The sequence below is a fragment of the Cognatiyoonia sp. IB215182 genome (assembly GCF_033963905.1).
In the GTDB taxonomy this organism is placed as follows: Bacteria; Pseudomonadota; Alphaproteobacteria; order Rhodobacterales; family Rhodobacteraceae; genus Yoonia.
Genome location: NZ_JAXBMB010000006.1, coordinates 1 through 14,901 on the forward strand (window position 1 = coordinate 1; position 14,901 = coordinate 14,901).

The 14,901-nt window shown below is 59.6% G+C and carries 19 protein-coding genes and 1 pseudogene; 8 read left to right on the plus strand and 12 right to left on the minus strand.

The window, feature by feature from the left end:
* The first annotated feature begins 87 nt into the window (after positions 1–87).
* Positions 88–525, plus strand: a complete 438-nt coding sequence (locus SLH47_RS12795) for a hypothetical protein (RefSeq protein WP_320239947.1) — start codon at positions 88–90, stop codon at positions 523–525.
* 55 nt (positions 526–580) lie between these two features.
* Here SLH47_RS12795 and SLH47_RS12800 read toward each other — a convergent pair.
* Positions 581–1,416 (minus strand): annotated as a pseudogene (locus tag SLH47_RS12800) (DUF932 domain-containing protein); the annotation flags it as partial.
* Entirely contained in the window at positions 1,413–2,276 is an 864-nt protein-coding gene (locus SLH47_RS12805) for a site-specific integrase (RefSeq protein ID WP_320239948.1), read from the minus strand. The gene SLH47_RS12805 and the pseudogene SLH47_RS12800, both read right to left, overlap by 4 nt.
* A gap of 15 nt (positions 2,277–2,291) precedes the next feature.
* Between SLH47_RS12805 and SLH47_RS12810 the strand changes: the two genes are divergently transcribed.
* The 3 genes from SLH47_RS12810 (at position 2,292) to SLH47_RS12820 (ending at position 4,462) form a co-directional block, all read left to right on the plus strand.
* Positions 2,292–2,630 (plus strand): hypothetical protein, encoded by a 339-nt coding sequence (locus SLH47_RS12810; RefSeq protein ID WP_320239949.1) that lies wholly within the window; start codon positions 2,292–2,294, stop codon positions 2,628–2,630.
* A gap of 77 nt (positions 2,631–2,707) precedes the next feature.
* A complete protein-coding gene (gene dusA, locus SLH47_RS12815; protein WP_320239950.1) occupies positions 2,708–3,694 on the plus strand; it encodes a tRNA dihydrouridine(20/20a) synthase DusA in 987 nt (328 codons plus the stop codon).
* Between the two features lie 12 nt (positions 3,695–3,706).
* A complete protein-coding gene (locus tag SLH47_RS12820; RefSeq protein WP_320239951.1) occupies positions 3,707–4,462 on the plus strand; it encodes a hypothetical protein in 756 nt (251 codons plus the stop codon).
* On the opposite strand, the gene SLH47_RS12825 is transcribed toward SLH47_RS12820, so the two are convergent.
* Entirely contained in the window at positions 4,423–5,115 is a 693-nt protein-coding gene (locus SLH47_RS12825; protein WP_320240370.1) for a YafY family protein, read from the minus strand. The two genes, SLH47_RS12820 and SLH47_RS12825, sit on opposite strands and share 40 nt — an antisense overlap.
* A gap of 207 nt (positions 5,116–5,322) precedes the next feature.
* Between SLH47_RS12825 and SLH47_RS12830 the strand changes: the two genes are divergently transcribed.
* From SLH47_RS12830 to SLH47_RS12845, 4 genes are read left to right on the plus strand one after another with little or no spacing between them, the layout of a single operon-like run.
* Positions 5,323–5,535 carry a twin-arginine translocase TatA/TatE family subunit gene (locus SLH47_RS12830; protein WP_320239952.1) on the plus strand — a complete coding sequence of 71 codons (213 nt, stop codon included), beginning with the start codon at positions 5,323–5,325 and terminating at the stop codon, positions 5,533–5,535.
* A gap of 18 nt (positions 5,536–5,553) precedes the next feature.
* Positions 5,554–5,991 carry a Sec-independent protein translocase protein TatB gene (gene tatB, locus SLH47_RS12835; RefSeq protein ID WP_320239953.1) on the plus strand — a complete coding sequence of 146 codons (438 nt, stop codon included), beginning with the start codon at positions 5,554–5,556 and terminating at the stop codon, positions 5,989–5,991.
* Positions 5,988–6,953, plus strand: coding sequence for a twin-arginine translocase subunit TatC (gene tatC / locus SLH47_RS12840; protein WP_320239954.1), 966 nt, complete (start codon positions 5,988–5,990; stop codon positions 6,951–6,953). The genes tatB and tatC overlap by 4 nt, the downstream gene beginning before the upstream one ends.
* The gene (locus SLH47_RS12845) at positions 6,950–7,813 is read left to right on the plus strand and encodes an ATP-binding protein (protein WP_320239955.1); all 864 of its coding nucleotides are present in this window, start codon (positions 6,950–6,952) and stop codon (positions 7,811–7,813) included. The genes tatC and SLH47_RS12845 overlap by 4 nt, the downstream gene beginning before the upstream one ends.
* 11 nt (positions 7,814–7,824) lie before the next feature.
* Here the strand turns inward: SLH47_RS12845 and SLH47_RS12850 are convergent, their stop codons facing one another.
* From SLH47_RS12850 to SLH47_RS12890, 9 genes are all read right to left on the minus strand, one after another.
* Positions 7,825–9,018 (minus strand): LysM peptidoglycan-binding domain-containing M23 family metallopeptidase, encoded by a 1,194-nt coding sequence (locus SLH47_RS12850; protein WP_320239956.1) that lies wholly within the window; start codon positions 9,016–9,018, stop codon positions 7,825–7,827.
* A gap of 64 nt (positions 9,019–9,082) precedes the next feature.
* On the minus strand, positions 9,083–9,724 hold the full coding sequence (locus tag SLH47_RS12855) for a protein-L-isoaspartate(D-aspartate) O-methyltransferase (protein WP_320239957.1): 642 nt from the start codon (positions 9,722–9,724) through the stop codon (positions 9,083–9,085).
* Entirely contained in the window at positions 9,721–10,506 is a 786-nt protein-coding gene (gene surE / locus SLH47_RS12860; protein ID WP_320239958.1) for a 5'/3'-nucleotidase SurE, read from the minus strand. The genes SLH47_RS12855 and surE overlap by 4 nt, the downstream gene beginning before the upstream one ends.
* 124 nt (positions 10,507–10,630) lie before the next feature.
* Positions 10,631–11,272 (minus strand): SDR family NAD(P)-dependent oxidoreductase, encoded by a 642-nt coding sequence (locus tag SLH47_RS12865; protein WP_320239959.1) that lies wholly within the window; start codon positions 11,270–11,272, stop codon positions 10,631–10,633.
* 39 nt (positions 11,273–11,311) lie between these two features.
* Positions 11,312–11,572, minus strand: coding sequence for a pilus assembly protein PilZ (locus SLH47_RS12870; protein ID WP_320239960.1), 261 nt, complete (start codon positions 11,570–11,572; stop codon positions 11,312–11,314).
* A gap of 130 nt (positions 11,573–11,702) precedes the next feature.
* Positions 11,703–12,107 carry an arsenate reductase (glutaredoxin) gene (gene arsC / locus SLH47_RS12875; RefSeq protein ID WP_320239961.1) on the minus strand — a complete coding sequence of 135 codons (405 nt, stop codon included), beginning with the start codon at positions 12,105–12,107 and terminating at the stop codon, positions 11,703–11,705.
* Between the two features lie 11 nt (positions 12,108–12,118).
* A complete protein-coding gene (locus tag SLH47_RS12880; protein WP_320239962.1) occupies positions 12,119–12,697 on the minus strand; it encodes a DUF2199 domain-containing protein in 579 nt (192 codons plus the stop codon).
* A complete protein-coding gene (gene purF / locus SLH47_RS12885; protein ID WP_320239963.1) occupies positions 12,694–14,166 on the minus strand; it encodes an amidophosphoribosyltransferase in 1,473 nt (490 codons plus the stop codon). The genes SLH47_RS12880 and purF overlap by 4 nt, the downstream gene beginning before the upstream one ends.
* Positions 14,167–14,333: 167 nt before the next feature.
* Positions 14,334–14,897 carry a CvpA family protein gene (locus SLH47_RS12890; protein ID WP_320239964.1) on the minus strand — a complete coding sequence of 188 codons (564 nt, stop codon included), beginning with the start codon at positions 14,895–14,897 and terminating at the stop codon, positions 14,334–14,336.
* Positions 14,898–14,901: the final 4 nt, after the last annotated feature.

Below are 14,901 nucleotides of genomic sequence, written 5' to 3' on the forward strand. Positions count from 1 at the left end.
CACCGCTCGTTTTTCGGACCGTGAATCACGCCGTCCCAAGGAAATCAATGGGTCCTCACCCTAATCTAGCCAAATTCGACGTTTTCAGTGCGGGTCATTGTTTCCAACGCTGGTGGGAATGCATTTGTCGTACAACCTTATCTTGTAGTGGATATTTTGAATTCTGATTTAGATGGTTCCGGAATATTGCTCGAGCCGCGAGTCTTTGCAGCAGATGAGAATCCATTTCGTTTGACGGAAGGCGGCTTCAGCATTGACATTGATCCAAGCACTCAGGGCGGTGCAGAAGTGATGGTTGATGCTTTCCTTCCAGATGGTCAAGCTTCCGCCTACACTATTGTTGCGCTGGGTTCTTCTGAAGTGATTGATTTAGTAAGGTTGCGCGTTCTCGCCTCCGACGCAGAAAAGTCTATGGGCTTGATGGAAGGAGAAACGTTGCCGGTAGTGTTAACGGCAATGAGTGTTGAAGGAAAGAGAATAACCAGTGCGAAATTTGTCTTAGAACCACGCTTCGAAATAGTTTGATCCAGCAGTTGATTGCCGAGTATGTAGATTGACTGAATTATTTGCCGGATCGTGACTCCTGGAAGTCCTCGACGCCCCAGAGATTGCGGTTCTGGCAGACGGCGCGCAGGTAGAAGCTGGCGATACCAAGCGTCTTTGGTCCCACCTCGGAATTCCAGCAAAACCCCCCCAGAAATAGAGGTCGGGCGGGCCGTCGGGCAGCAGCCCCGCCTCGATCAGGTTGAAGTCGTCGACGAGGAACAGGAACACGTCGCGGTCCGAGGCGTAGAGCGTCGTCGTCTCCTTCGTGACGTCCACGCGCGGGTTGTAGATGCCGGTCAACCAATCGAGCACACCCGGCACTTTCCAGCGCGTGTCGCTGGTGCCGTTGCCCGCGATGCGCTGCACGGCGGAGACCAGTTCGTGGTCGTAGATGCGGCCGTAGTCGGGGCCCGTTACGGCACGCAGCTCCGCGCGGCCATCCGCGACCTCCATGGTTTTGATCTGCTCGGCTCGATGGTTGGTAAGCCCGTATTGGAGGTTGATCCCGGCCAGCGGCGCGGGCAGTTGCCGCAAGTATGCTGCGGGCGCGCCCACGAGGCTCGAGAGCTGGCCGAAGGACCAATGCGTCGGCGCAACTGGCTCATCCGCGCCAGGCAGCACAAGGCCCAGCTTCTCCGGGTCGTCGCGATGCGCCTCGACCCGGATCGCCGCACTCTCCACCGTGCGCGTCCGGCTCCGCTCCGCCCGACCCTTGACCGAGGCGAAAAGGTCGTCGAGCGACAGATATCGCTCGTCATCCGGCCGCGAGAACCACTCGGACGACACGCGGTCCACGTTCGTGCCGCGCGACACATCCACCTTGTAGCCGCCGCTGATGTCGCGCCCGGCATCAATGATTTCGGTATTCATGGTTTTTCTCCTGCGACGGGCGGTCGAAAGCCTCTCTCTCGACCTCCAAACCCGTCACGGGCCGGAACGGCACCTCTCTGACTCTCGGATGACTCGGCTGCGAGATCCCCCAGCGGGGAGGGGCCGCGCGATGCGGCCAGCCGGTGCAGGGCCTCCGGGCGGATATGGGTGTAGCGGTGCAGCATCTTCCAGTCCTTGTGGCCGGTAACCAGCGAGACTTGCTCGATGGCAAAGCCGGCCTCAAACAGGCGGCTAGTACCTTCGTGGCGCAGATCGTGAAAATGCAGGTCCTTCACACCGACATCCTTGCAGGCCCGCCGGAAGGCGGTTCCGACCGATCTTGAGTAGTAGGGAAATATGCGGCCCTTTGCGTGCCCCATTTCCTTGGCCTGGGCCTTGACCAGCGTCCAGGCGTCGAAGCCAGTGGCCGCGAAGAGCGGGATCCGCTGGTCGTTGCCGGTCTTGTTGCGTGGGTCCTTGCGGTCGCGGATCAGGAGCATGCGGCGATCAAGGTCGAGATCGGCCCATTCGACGCGGCATATCTCGTCGAGCCGCATGGCCGTGGCCACCGCGAACTTAACGACCCGTGTCACCGGCAGGGTCAGGCGTTCGTTGCCATCGAAGCAACGGAAGAGGCGGTTCAGTTCGTCCGTGGTGGGGCGACGATCCCGCTCTGTGCCCTTGCCGATCAGACCGAGACGCTTGAGCGCGACTAGCGCCAGATCAACGGGTTCTGGAGAGATGTCGAGGCCGTGCACAGCCGCCGCAAGTGTGATGATCATCTTGATCACGCCGATGTCGATCCCGAGGGTGACCGGGCCCGTACCTTGCTCCGCGCGCATCTTGCCGTAGTCGATCAACTTCTGCCGGTCGAGGTGGCCGATCTTTTCCTTCCCGAGATCGCGCTTGAGCGCCGTGAGCGTGGCGGCCTTGCTGCGACGCGGCGGTTTCCCTACCTCGCACATATCGGCTATATGAAGGTCGATGAGGTCGCCAAAGGTCCGGAGGCGGGAAACGGACGACTTGTTCGGCGCCAGCCCCTGATCGACCCGGGTCTCCGCCTGGTGGGCCCAACGATGGGCGTCATCGCGGCGGAGGAACGTCTTGCTCGCGTAGCGGCCCTTTCGTCTGATCTGGACCCGGTATGCACCGGAGGGGAGCTTGGTGATGGAGGCGATTTTCGTGTGCGCTGTGTGTGCAATGAGTCGTCGTAGAGGGGCAAGTTCGGGGATATTGGGGCGTATTCCAGCGTTGCAACATCTGCCGCTAACAGTTTGAAGATATACAAAAAATGAAAATAAATCAACACGCTAGATTGTCCACGGCCCCGATGATGGATTGGACAGATCGCCATTGCCGGTATCTGCACCGGCAGATGTCGCGGCATGCCTTGCTCTATACCGAGATGGTGACGGCACCCGCGATTATTCATGGTGATCGGGACAGGCTGCTGGGCTTTGACGAGGCTGAACATCCGGTCGCTTTGCAATTGGGCGGCTCGGACCCGGCTGAGCTGGCCGCGGCGGCGCGTATTGCAGCCGCTTTTGGCTTTGATGAAATCAACCTTAACTGCGGTTGCCCCTCCGACCGTGTCCAATCCGGTCGCTTTGGCGCTGTATTGATGGAAGAGCCACAACTGGTGGCCAAATGCGTTGCCGCGATGCGCGAAGCAGTTGATGTACCGGTCACGGTCAAATGCCGGATCGGTGTCGACGATCAGGAGCCCACTGAAGTCTTGCCTGAGTTTCTGGAGCGCGTTTCTGCCGCCGGAATAGAGCGCTTTGCGATCCATGCGCGCAAAGCGTGGTTGCAGGGGCTCAGTCCAAAAGAGAACCGCGATGTACCCCCGCTTGACTACGATCTGGTTCTGAAGATGAAAGCGAAATTTCCGCACTTGCACATATCAATCAATGGAGGAATTGAAAGCCTGGACCAGGCTGCGCACTTCCTTGAGCAAGGCTTGGATGGCGTCATGATCGGGCGTGCGGCTTACCATAATCCGAGCGACATTCTGTTGGACGCGGATGCGCGCATCTTTGGCGATGGGCATACACGCAGCGCGGAAGATATTGTGATGGCGATGCTACCTTACATCGAATCGCATGTCCGAGCTGGGGGCAAGCTGGGGCAGGTGACACGTCACATGTTGGGCCTTTTTCAGGGACGGCCCGGCGCGCGGGGCTGGCGGCGACATTTGTCGGAAAATGCGCATAGAGAAGGTGCCGGTCCGGAGATTGTGTTGGCTGCACTTGACCATGTCGTCGCGCGTGTTGCGTAAGTCGCGTCCGGGATGATCGCCTCAGAAGCGCGCTCGCTGGCGCTGGCCCGAGATGGCTATGTGATTGTACCAAACGATCCGTCGGTTCTTGCTTGGGCCAATGCGGCGAACATCATTGCGGCCAACATTGTTGCACAAGACCCTGAACGACGTTATGGCAATACATGGTTTGTTGGCGTCGATGCTTTGCCCAACGACCATGACGGAAGTATCGCTGGCGTGCCTTTGGACGGCGCTTGGCGCGACCTTGTTCCAGTATCGACGCGTTGGCATCGTGCGCAGCTTTCCATCATTTATCCGGGCTATCCGCGCAAGGATTCTGATGAAAGCGCGTCATCGCATCGGTTTCGGCGCGACCGGGATGCTGCTCATGTGGACGGATTGCTGCCCGAAGGCCGGCGCAGACGTCGCCATCTGCGCGAGCCACACGGGTTTGTCGCGGGGATCCCATTGGATGATGTTGACGCTAGCCCCCTGGTGGTTTGGCCGGGCAGCCATCTCATGATCGGGGCGACATTTGCTAAGGCGTTTGCAGGTCTTCCTGTGGACAGATGGGCCGATGAGGATGTCACGTCAATCTATCAGGCAGCTCGCCGCGGCATCTTCGAAAAGTGTCCTCGCATACCAATCCGCGCGCAGCCGGGTGAGGTGATCCTGCTGCATCGCCATTTGCTGCACGGGGTCGCGCCCTGGGATGAGAGCGCAGAAACCCGTCCGCGTAAGATTGCTTACTTCCGACCGCTTGTCGCATTTTCTGACTGGCTGTGACGCCGCGCATTGAAAGCGCTGAGCGATTTGTCGGCTTCATCAACAAAAAGGCTCGGCAGCACGCGCAGATCGGTAATCTGATCCACGCGTAGCGCATCGAAGTCTTTGCGCGTCTCACACCAGACAACGCAAGTCCAAAGTCGCCCCCAATAGTCCAGTTGCAATGGCCGCACGATCCGCTCTTCATCATCCAGAACTAGTGCAAGCTTTTGGCGCGTGCGGATCGCTTGGCGCATTTGTGGCAAATACTGAAAGCCGCGCGCAGCATCCGCAAATGGGTAAACGGCAAGGCTGTATCCCGGAGGTGCGCGGCTGCGATCTTCGGGCATGACCGCATCAAGCTTGTTTGACAAAGCTTCAGCCGCTGCGGACAACTCGGTATCTTGGCCCTGACCGACGGCGAGCAATCCAAGATGCAGCGCCTCAAGCTCGGTCATGGTCAGGTTTAACGGGGGCAGGGTGATCGCCGCCGTCACGCGGTAACCTATCCCGCGCTCACCTTCGATGGGTACGCCAGAGGCGGCCAGCGTCTCCATATCGCGATAAATGGTTCGCAGTGACACATTGGTCGCTGCCGCAAGGTCACCCGCACGGTGCAGGGTGCCGTCTCGCAGAATCTGAACGAGTTGCATCAATCTGTCGGCGCGGCGCATTTGTTTCCTCATTTGGACTGCCTCATTTTGCCAATATTCTGACAACTGACAACTTTTTGTCACAAATTTGAAAAAACCTTTGAAAAATAGGCATTCATGGGCATGAAAAGCTGCCCTAGACGCTTCCCTTGTTCGCGAACGCAGCCTATTTGTCCTGAGCAAGTTCATGACGTATCGGGCAGATGATGCCTGGCAGAGGAGACTATCATGCTCAACAATATCGGCCTTCCCGGCCTTCTTTTGATCGCAGTCGTCGTGCTTGTCCTGTTCGGGCGCGGCAAGATTTCCGGCCTCATGGGCGAGGTGGGCAAAGGCATCACCGCGTTCAAGAAGGGCGTGGATGACGGCAAGAAAGAGATCGAAGACAGCATGGCTGAGGCGCGCGATGTGACGCCCGAAGAAGACAAAGACAAAGTCTGATCAGGGCGGACGCGCGCGATGTTTGGCCTTGGCTGGAGCGAAATGTTGGTGATCGGCATCGTGGCCCTGATCGTGATCGGGCCAAAGGATCTGCCGGGCCTTTTTCGTTCCATCGGTCAGTTCACAGGCAAGGCGCGGATGATGGCGCGCGAGTTTTCCCGCGCGATGGAGCAGGCGGCCAATGAATCTGGGGTCAAGGATGTCTCCAACACGCTGAAGGCCGCAGCCAACCCGCAGCAATTCGGCGTCGACAAGATCAAGGAAGCGGCGGGTGTAACCAAGGGCCCCGCGACGCAGGCGCTATCGGCAGAACGCCAGGCACAAAAGGAAAAGCTGAGCGAGGCGATGGCTAAAGCCGCCATTGAGCGCAAGGCGCGCGAGGCGGAAGACGAGGCGATTGCCGCAGGCGCCCCACCGCCACCGCCGCCACCCAAAATACCAAAGGCTGAAGAATGAGCGCCGCAGACGAGATTGACGATAGCTCTGCCCCACTGATGGAACACCTGATCGAGCTGCGCCAGCGGCTGATTTATTCGGTGTCGGCCTTTCTGGTCGCGATGGTGTTCTGCTTTTCTTTTGGAGGCATCCTGCTGGATTTCCTGCTGGGCCCGATTGAACGCACGATGCGCGATCTGGGCGACCCCAACCCGGTCATGCAGTACACTGCGCCGCAGGAATACTTTTTCACGCTGATCCGCATCTCGGTCGTGGGCGGTCTGACGCTGGCGTTTCCTATCATCGCTTACCAGCTTTGGCGTTTTGTGGCGCCTGGCCTTTATCGCAATGAAAAGAACGCGTTTCTGCCCTTTATCATCGCGTCGCCGTTTCTCTTTATCTTGGGCGCATCTTTCGCCCACTACATCGTCGTGCCTTTGGCGATGGCGTTCTTCCTGGGCTTCGCCGATCTGCCCTCATATGTCTCTGCGCTGATGGCGGATCTTGCCCCTGATGATGTGGGGGCATCGCTTTTGCCGGGGGCGGCTGGTGGGGTCGCTCTGCCGGATACCGGCGTCGATATCGTCTTTAACGGGAAAGTGAACGAAACACTTGATATCACGCTCAAGATGATCGTTGCCTTTGGCTTGTGTTTCCAACTTCCTGTTTTGCTAACCTTGCTTGGTACTGCGGGCCTTGCCAGTTCGCGCGGTCTGCGGGGGACACGCAAATACGCGATTGTAGGCATTCTGATCGTTGCGGCCCTTGTGACCCCACCTGATGTCACCACGCAGCTGATCCTGTTTGTTGTCGTCTATGGCCTTTATGAAGTGTCGATCCACCTTGTCGCCGCAGTCGAACGCAAAAAGGATCGAGTGGCCCGCGCCGAAGGTGTGATTGGCGAGGATGAGAGCCTGTTTGACGTCGATGCAGATGATGAAGTCGCCGCAGATGTGGCTGACGAGGCGGACACCAGGACGTGAAAAAGAAGACCGCCGAACGGATCGCAGAGGCGCTGGAGCGGCTCAGCCCGCCTCCCGCGCCTGCGCCTGATTTTGGATCGGCCGAGGCCTTTGTCTGGCATCCAGATCCTGACCGCCTGCTGCCAGTGGCGCAGGTGAACCGCGTCGTCATTGATCTGCTCGTCGGGATTGACCGATCACGCGATACGCTGTTGGCCAATACCACCCAGTTTGCTGCAGGTTTGCCTGCCAACAACGCGCTGCTTTGGGGCGCGCGTGGTATGGGAAAATCAAGTCTTGTCAAAGCGATCCACGGCGCTTTGCAACCTGATTACCCGCAGTTAAAGATCGTTGAAGTCCAGCGCGAGGACCTGCCCAGCATCGGGCGCTGTCTGAACCTACTGCGCGGCGCGGCGGAGCGCTTTATCCTGTTTTGCGATGATCTGTCCTTTGGCCATGATGATGCGCATTACAAATCACTCAAGGCCGTACTGGATGGCGGGATTGAAGGGCGGCCCGACAATGTGGTGCTTTACGCGACGTCGAACCGTCGCCACCTGATGCCACGGGATATGATCGAGAACGAGCGCTCTACGGCGATTTCCCCGTCAGAGGCGGTTGAGGAAAAGGTCTCGTTGTCAGACCGTTTCGGGCTGTGGCTGGGTTTTCACCCCTGCGATCAGGACGAATATCTCGCGATGATCCGGGGCTATTGTGACGCCTACGGGATCAGCATGGATGAGGCTACTCTGCGGGCGGAGGCCATCGAATGGCAAGCCACGCGCGGCAGCCGTTCGGGGCGCGTTGCCTGGCAATACTTCACTGATCTTGCAGGCCGCAAAGGCATCAGAATTGCATCAGACGGGCCGCAGCCCGCCTGACGCCTGATCACTTAAGGCAGATACTCGGTCGGGTCGACGCTTTGCAGTCCGCGTCGTACCTCAAAATGTAGGAAGGGTGTGTCCGCCGCCCGCACCTCGCCGATTTTCTGACCGCTGCTGACCGTGTCGTTCTTTGACACCGTCAATGCGTCCATCTGCGTGTAAACCGTCAGCAGGCCATCATCGTGCTTGATGACGACAATGGAACCACCCGTCGTATCCGTCGTGACAGCCGCCACGGTGCCGCTGCCTGCGGCCTGTACGGAAGTCCCTGCAGGTACGCCGAAATCGATCCCCTCATTGCTGCCCGGCGCATAGCCTCGGATGATGCTGCCCTGAACGGGTGCCACGAAGCGCGCAGAAGACGCTGTGGCTGAGGTCGGCGTACCGAGATCTGGGGCAGGGGGCGCCTCTGGTGCGGCAACAGGGGCTGCCGCGACGGGCAGCGGCTCTGTCGCGCTCGGCGGCACCGGCGTCTCAGTCCCTTCGCCGGGTGCTGTGACCGGTGCGCTGACCGTCGTTGGCGCCGTGGCTGGTGCCGCGCCGTCCTGCGGTATCAACAGGAACTGCCCCTCGCGGATGGTGAACTGGCTGTCGAGCCCGTTCCACTCCGCTATGCGGGAGACCGATACGTTGTAAAGGCGCGAGATGGAAAAGGCCGTCTCGCCCCGCACGACCTGATGACGGATCGGCTCGGCCGCAGCTTGTACGGGCGCCGGTGCCGCAGCCGGGGTCGGTGCCAGCGGTGCCGTGGTCACCGTGCCAGCCGCATCCGCGCGGTCGAGCGCCGATGTCGCAACTGCCGCCACATCCAGTGTCTGGATCGGGCCATTGCTGTCAGCACCCGTTGCCAGAGACGGTTCAGCGACGCGGGTCGGCAGCGCGATGATCTCGTCGCGCCGCAAGATCACATCCGGCTCAATCCCGTTATACTCAGCCAGTTCATTGGCATCGAGGCCCAGACGGATCGCGATCCCCCGGATCGTGTCGTCGCGCCTTGCCACCACAACCTGATAGTTCGGATAGGAGATCACACCGCGATCATCGGGTCGGGGCCGGTTCGGCAATTCCTGCACCGCGCGGGTCGTATCAAAGCCACCCCCGCGATCCCGCAAGTCAAAATCGAAATCCTCGCAAGCCGCCAACACGCTGAGTGCGACACCTGCCATCAATATCCGTCTGCCCGAGAACTGCCCTCTGGTCATACCTACCGCTCCTTGTGCCAAGTCGCCCCTTGTTCGCCGGGGTCGTACTAGATTTTGTGTTAGTTTACTCTTGTCCGAGCCCTTCTAGCAAGGGGACAAAGCGCACAGACCGCAATTCGTCATAATCATAGCCGTTTTCAAGCCGCGTTACCCGGATCAGGCTTTGCACTGCATCGGATTGACCGACGGGCAGTACCATGATCCCGCCGACCCGCAATTGGGCCAAGAGCGGCCCCGGCGGGTCCTCCGCTGCGGCGGTGACGAGGATCTTGTCGAACGGTGCCTGTTCGGTAAAGCCATGGCTGCCATCGGCGGTGAAGGTGGTGATGTTGGTGATGTCATGCGCCTCAAACACGGCGCGAGCGGCATGGACAAGCCGACGGTAGCGATCGACCGTATAGACCCGGCGCGCGAGCTTGCTCAGGATCGCGGCCTGATAGCCAGAGCCGGTCCCGATTTCGAGCACCTTATCCCGCGGCTCCACCTTCAGCGCCTGCGTCATCAGCCCCACGACAGAGGGTTGGCTAATCGTCTGCCCGCAGGCGATGGGCAGCGGCATGTCTTCATAAGCGCGGTCTGCGAACGTGCCTTTGACGTAATCGGCGCGGTCGACCTGCTCCATCGCTGTCAGCACGCGCGTATCGGTCACACCTTTGCTGCGCAACTGATAGAGGAATTGCATTTTTGTCGCGGCGTCGAATGTCACTTCAGCGCCTCGTCGAGCCGCGCGATCATGTCGTAATCAGTGAGATCGGCGCGCATGGGCGTGATCGAGATATAGCCGTCCAGATTGGCCGCCGCATCGGTGCCGGGCGCAGTAGGCTCATGCTGCGGGCCGCCGCGCACCCACAGGAATTTGCGCCCCGTGGGCGATGTCTGCGCCTCGGCCCGAAACCGTGTGTTCAGGCGGAACCCTTGGGTCGTGGGGGCGAGGCCCTTGACCTCGGTCGCTGGCACGGGTGGGAAGTTTACGTTGTAAAACAGTTTGTAATCGGCGTCGTCCCACAGGCTGTCATGCATCAAGGCGATCACCGTGTCCGCCCCGTGATACGCCGCCGCCTCAAACGGATTGTCGAGATTGGCGTTATCGGGCCCATAAAACTGCGAAAGCGCAATGGAGCGCACGCCCTGCAGCGCCCCTTCGATACAGGCGCCAACGGTGCCGGAGTAAAGCGTGTTTTCCGCCGCATTGTTGCCCCGGTTCACGCCTGACAGGATCAGATCGGGCGGCGTCTCCTTCAATACGTGATAAAGCCCCGCAATCACGCAATCGGCCGGTGATCCTTCCGCCGCAAAGCGCCGTGGCTCCAGCTCGGCAATCATGGTCGGGTGCGTATAGCTGATGCAATGGCCGACGCCTGATTGCTCAAACGCGGGCGCCACGGTCCAAACTTCCCCATCAGGTCCGGCGACGTCGCGGGCAATGGCGGTCAGCACCTGCAGACCCGGTGCGTTGATCCCGTCATCATTGGTAATCAGAATGCGCATTTTCTGCCCCTTCGCCCCTTGGTTTCTTACCTATGCGAGCACTCGGGGCGCGGCAAGCACCCGCGTTCGGCCCAAGGGAGGTTGTGACGAAGCGTCGACTATGAGCAACGGTCCGGCGACGGTGTTAACCGAGGATGTCAGGCAGCAGCCGCGCCGCTTCGGCGGATGGATCGGTCAGCGCGTCGCGGTCTTCGCCGGGATAAAACCGGGCGCGGGTCGCTGTCGGCATGGGCGCGGGATCAAGGATTGTCACCTTTGGCCCGGTTTTGACCGTCTCTGCCTGCCAGGATCGCGCGAGCGCCATTTGCGCGGCTTTCGTCGCACCATAGGCGCCAAAGAACTGTTGCCCGCCGCGCGGGTCATCGAAAAAGACGGCGCGTCCTTCGGCTCCCAAAAGCGGGCTGACATAGGTGATCAGACGTGAGGTCGCCGCAGTATTCACCGCAATGGACTTTTCCATGTCTTTGGGTGCTAGATGGCCCACAGGGGCGAGCGGTGCCGCATGGATTGCTGTATGCACCCATAGATCAAGACTGCCCCACCGGTCAAAAATGCCGCGACAAAGCTGCTGCATGGCGGCATCAATGGTGATGTCCATGGGGGCAAGGGTCGCTTGGCCGCCTGCAGCTTGGATGGCATCGTCAAGCTCTTCGAGCGCTCCAACAGTCTTCGCGACCGCGATGATGTGGTGGGTAGGGGCCAGCGCTTTGGCGAGGGCCGCGCCCAACCCGCGCGAGGCGCCTGTGATCAGTGCAGTTTTTGTCATGTTGCGCGTCATGTGCCGAACGCGCCGCGCCGTCAAGCCTTAGCCGCCCGCAACCGTAACGGCCTGTGCCTGACCCGACCGATTTGTCAGCACCACCTGATCATTGGCAATCGCCGTAACCGTCACGCCAAAAACTTGTGTGCCGACCTGCACCCGTGCAATCCGACCGCGTCCGGAGCGCAGCAGGGCCGCTGGGCCGTCAAAGGCGCGCATGATCCCGATCACCGTCAGGTCCCGCAGATCGATCGCATCAGGGCGTGTGGCATTGGCGGCCACGCGGGCCGGGGTTTGTTCTGTCATTGGAAACACCGCTTCGAATTTGCTTTTATTGTCACGGGTGTTTGTCAGATCACTGTGGCAAGGAACAGGCCAATCCGTGGCCTTGACGCGAGGTTCGCGGTCACATTCCCGCGACAATTGGCGTGAGGTATCAGGGCGCGCAGATCAGCGTGCCGTCTTCCTTGTAGACCGGCGCAGTCAGCGGCTTTTCAAGCAGCGGCAGCACCGCCTCTGACGGGCGGCAAAGGGCGACGCCCTTGGGTGTGCAGACGATAGGGCGATTGACCAGGATCGGGTGTTCGATCATGGCGTCCAGCAGCGTGTCGTCACTGACAGACGGGTCGGTGAGGCCCAGCTCCTCGGCGGGCGACTTCGATGTTCGCAGTGCAGCGCGCGGCGTCAGGTCAGCCGCCGCAAAAAGCGCTTGCAGCTGTGGTCGGGTCCAGCCCGTTTTGAGATATTCGATAACGATGGGTTCCGTGCCGGACGCCCGGATCACTGCCAGCACGTTTCGCGACGTGCCGCAATCGGGGTTGTGGTGGATGACGGTGGTCATGTGAGCTTATGTCAATTTAGCCTGTTCTTTGCACGCAAATCATGGCCATAGCCCTGCAATAGATCAGCGAGTTCATCATAGGAAAGTCCGTTCTGCTGCAGCGGATACATCAGATCAGCTTCATCGGAAAAGTAAAGTTGCGGGCGTTGTCGCCCGTCTCGGGGTACCATCACCATCTTTACTGGCTGCCTTCGGTCGCGGGGCACTGCATTCATCAACCAACTGAACATATCGCCCAGTTCTGCCTGGTCTCCCGAGTCAAATCGATCAACATATTTCCCGAAATTGCCTACACTCAGGGACCCCCAAACGCCCAGGACCAGATCGTCGTCCAAGCCTCTTAGCGGAAACTCCAGAACGCATCGGACAAAGCGGTATTCACCCATTCTACAGAAATCTTCGGTCAGGATGTCTCCGTCCGTCGCATTTAGCATCGCATTCTGGTGGCCGGGCGCATCACTGGGGAAGGGATCAGGCCGATCATAAGCCAAGCTCAGAAGGGTCGCGCTGTCTTCTCCGCAGCACGGACACTTGGATTGCTGACCGGAAATAAGGCTCCAGCGTGGGTCGTCATCAATTGGTCCTGTCATTCAGCCGCCGTCTTCGCCTGAAACCCCTGTTCGATCATATCCGATGGGGCCACAGGATACTCGCCAGAGAAGCAGGCGTCGCAGTAGGCGGGGGCGCTGCTGTCGCGACCACCTGCCTCGCCCACTGCGCGGTAGAGGCCGTCAAGAGTGATGAATTTCAGGCTGTCCACACCCAGGTGGTCGCGCATCTCATCCTCGGACATTGTCGCAGCGAGCAGTTTCTCGCGCTGTGGCGTATCCACACCATAGAAGCAAGGCCAGGCGGTCGGGGGGGAGGCGATGCGGAAATGCACCTCTTTTGCGCCAGCGTCCAGAATCATCTCTTTGATCTTTTGGCTTGTCGTCCCGCGCACGACGCTGTCATCGACAAGGATCACCCGTTTGCCTTTGATCAGTGCGCGGTTGACGTTGAGCTTGAGTCTGACACCCATGTTCCGGATCTGCTCGGTCGGCTCAATAAAGGTGCGGCCCATATATTGGTTGCGGATAATGCCCATCGCGTAGGGGATACCGGATTGTAGCGCGTAACCAATGGCAGCAGGCGTTCCGCTATCGGGGACCGGGCAGACGAGGTCTGCATCCACCGGCGCCTCTTTCGCCAGTTCTCGTCCGATGTTTTCACGAGTCTCATAGACGGAGCGTCCGCCGAGGATCGAATCCGGGCGGCTGAAATAGACATGTTCAAAGATGCAGAACCGGGCGCGATTGGGGCGGAAGGGGAAGTGGCTTTCGACGCCCCTTTCCGCGGTAATCACCACCATTTCACCCGGCTCAATCTCACGCACGAAATCCGCGCCGATGATGTCAAACGCGCAGGTTTCCGAGGCGAGCGCCCAGCCATCACCGATCTTGCCCAGCACCAGGGGACGCACACCCAGCGGGTCACGACAGCCCAGCAGCTTGGTCCGTGTCATCGCCACAATCGAAAACGCGCCTTCGACTTTGCGCAACGCCTCTTCCATGCGGTCGGGGATGTTGCGGCCCATGGAGCGGGCCATCAGGTGGATAATGCACTCAGAGTCAGACGAGCTTTGAAAGATCGACCCCCGCTCAATCAACTCACGCCGCAACTGCATTGCATTCGTGATGTTGCCGTTATGCGCAATGGCAGCGCCGCCCATTGAAAACTCACCAAAAAAGGGTTGCACGTCGCGGATCGCCGTTTGTCCCTTCACACCGGCGGTGGAGTAGCGGACATGGCCAATGCCAATAGATCCCGGCAGAATCTGCATCGTATCAGCGCTTGTGAAGTTGTCCCGGACCAGACCCATGCGGCGGGCCTGGTTGAAACCGGTTTTCGCGTCATGGGTGACGATGCCACCTGCCTCTTGACCGCGGTGTTGCAGGGCATGCAGGCCAAGGGCCACAAAATTGGCGGCATCCGCGACCCCGACAACGCCGAAAACACCGCATTCCTCCCGCAATTTGTCATCGTCAAAGGGATGGGCGGGGGGCAGTTGGGTGGGCAAGAGGGCAGCTCCCGAATCCGTACAGAACACGTAGCACTCTCTTAGTGCTTCGGATCGTCTCTGTCACGAAACGATCACAATTGCGGAGACAGACTTTTCGTCACGAAAAGTCTGGTGCCAAATCCTCATCCGAGGATTTGGGGGCAATTTCTGTGACAGAAATTGCTTTACTGTGTCGGCGCGCCGCAATTGCCGACCAGCTGCTGATACTGCTCGGTGATCCAACCCAGCGCTTGTTCGGGGTCCTGTTCTTCGATCTGGCCGGTGATCTGGGCGAAAACCTGGGCCGAGCGGCTGTCATCAATCTCGGCAAAAGCCTGCGTCGCAAACACCGTCTCGTAGACGAAAAACGCCACAGCAATCAGGAGGATGCCCCGGAGAACACCAAAGAAGAACCCAAGCGCCTGATCGACGCCGCCAAGCGCCGAACGTTGCACGACACTTGAAAAGAGCGGCGTGAAGATTGACACGACAACCAGAGCGACCGCAAAGACCGCCGCGAAGGCCGCGATAATCGCAAGCTCACAACTGTCGCCGATGAAATCACCCACTACGGGGATTTGCCGCACCAGCGGTTCGACCTGATCGGCAAAGATAAATGCGACAATCGTAGCCCCGATCCAGCCGACAATCGCCATCGCTTCGCGCACGAAACCGCGGCTATAGGCCAGCACCCCCGACAGCAATATGATGATGGCGACGCCTGCGTCGACAAGTGTGAAGCCTTCCATAATG

Bases quoted from the DNA above. Each gene is read 5' to 3' on its own strand.
- dusA (WP_320239950.1), top strand. From the start codon at position 2,708: ATGAAAATAAATCAACACGCTAGATTGTCCACGGCCCCGATGATGGAT.
- SLH47_RS12820 (WP_320239951.1), top strand. From the start codon at position 3,707: ATGATCGCCTCAGAAGCGCGCTCGCTGGCGCTGGCCCGAGATGGCTAT.
- SLH47_RS12825 (WP_320240370.1), bottom strand. From the start codon at position 5,115: ATGCGCCGCGCCGACAGATTGATGCAACTCGTTCAGATTCTGCGAGAC.
- SLH47_RS12830 (WP_320239952.1), top strand. From the start codon at position 5,323: ATGCTCAACAATATCGGCCTTCCCGGCCTTCTTTTGATCGCAGTCGTC.
- tatB (WP_320239953.1), top strand. From the start codon at position 5,554: ATGTTTGGCCTTGGCTGGAGCGAAATGTTGGTGATCGGCATCGTGGCC.
- tatC (WP_320239954.1), top strand. From the start codon at position 5,988: ATGAGCGCCGCAGACGAGATTGACGATAGCTCTGCCCCACTGATGGAA.
- SLH47_RS12850 (WP_320239956.1), bottom strand. From the start codon at position 9,018: ATGACCAGAGGGCAGTTCTCGGGCAGACGGATATTGATGGCAGGTGTC.
- surE (WP_320239958.1), bottom strand. From the start codon at position 10,506: ATGCGCATTCTGATTACCAATGATGACGGGATCAACGCACCGGGTCTG.
- SLH47_RS12865 (WP_320239959.1), bottom strand. From the start codon at position 11,272: ATGACAAAAACTGCACTGATCACAGGCGCCTCGCGCGGGTTGGGCGCG.
- SLH47_RS12870 (WP_320239960.1), bottom strand. From the start codon at position 11,572: ATGACAGAACAAACCCCGGCCCGCGTGGCCGCCAATGCCACACGCCCT.
- arsC (WP_320239961.1), bottom strand. From the start codon at position 12,107: ATGACCACCGTCATCCACCACAACCCCGATTGCGGCACGTCGCGAAAC.
- SLH47_RS12880 (WP_320239962.1), bottom strand. From the start codon at position 12,697: ATGACAGGACCAATTGATGACGACCCACGCTGGAGCCTTATTTCCGGT.
- SLH47_RS12890 (WP_320239964.1), bottom strand. From the start codon at position 14,897: ATGGAAGGCTTCACACTTGTCGACGCAGGCGTCGCCATCATCATATTG.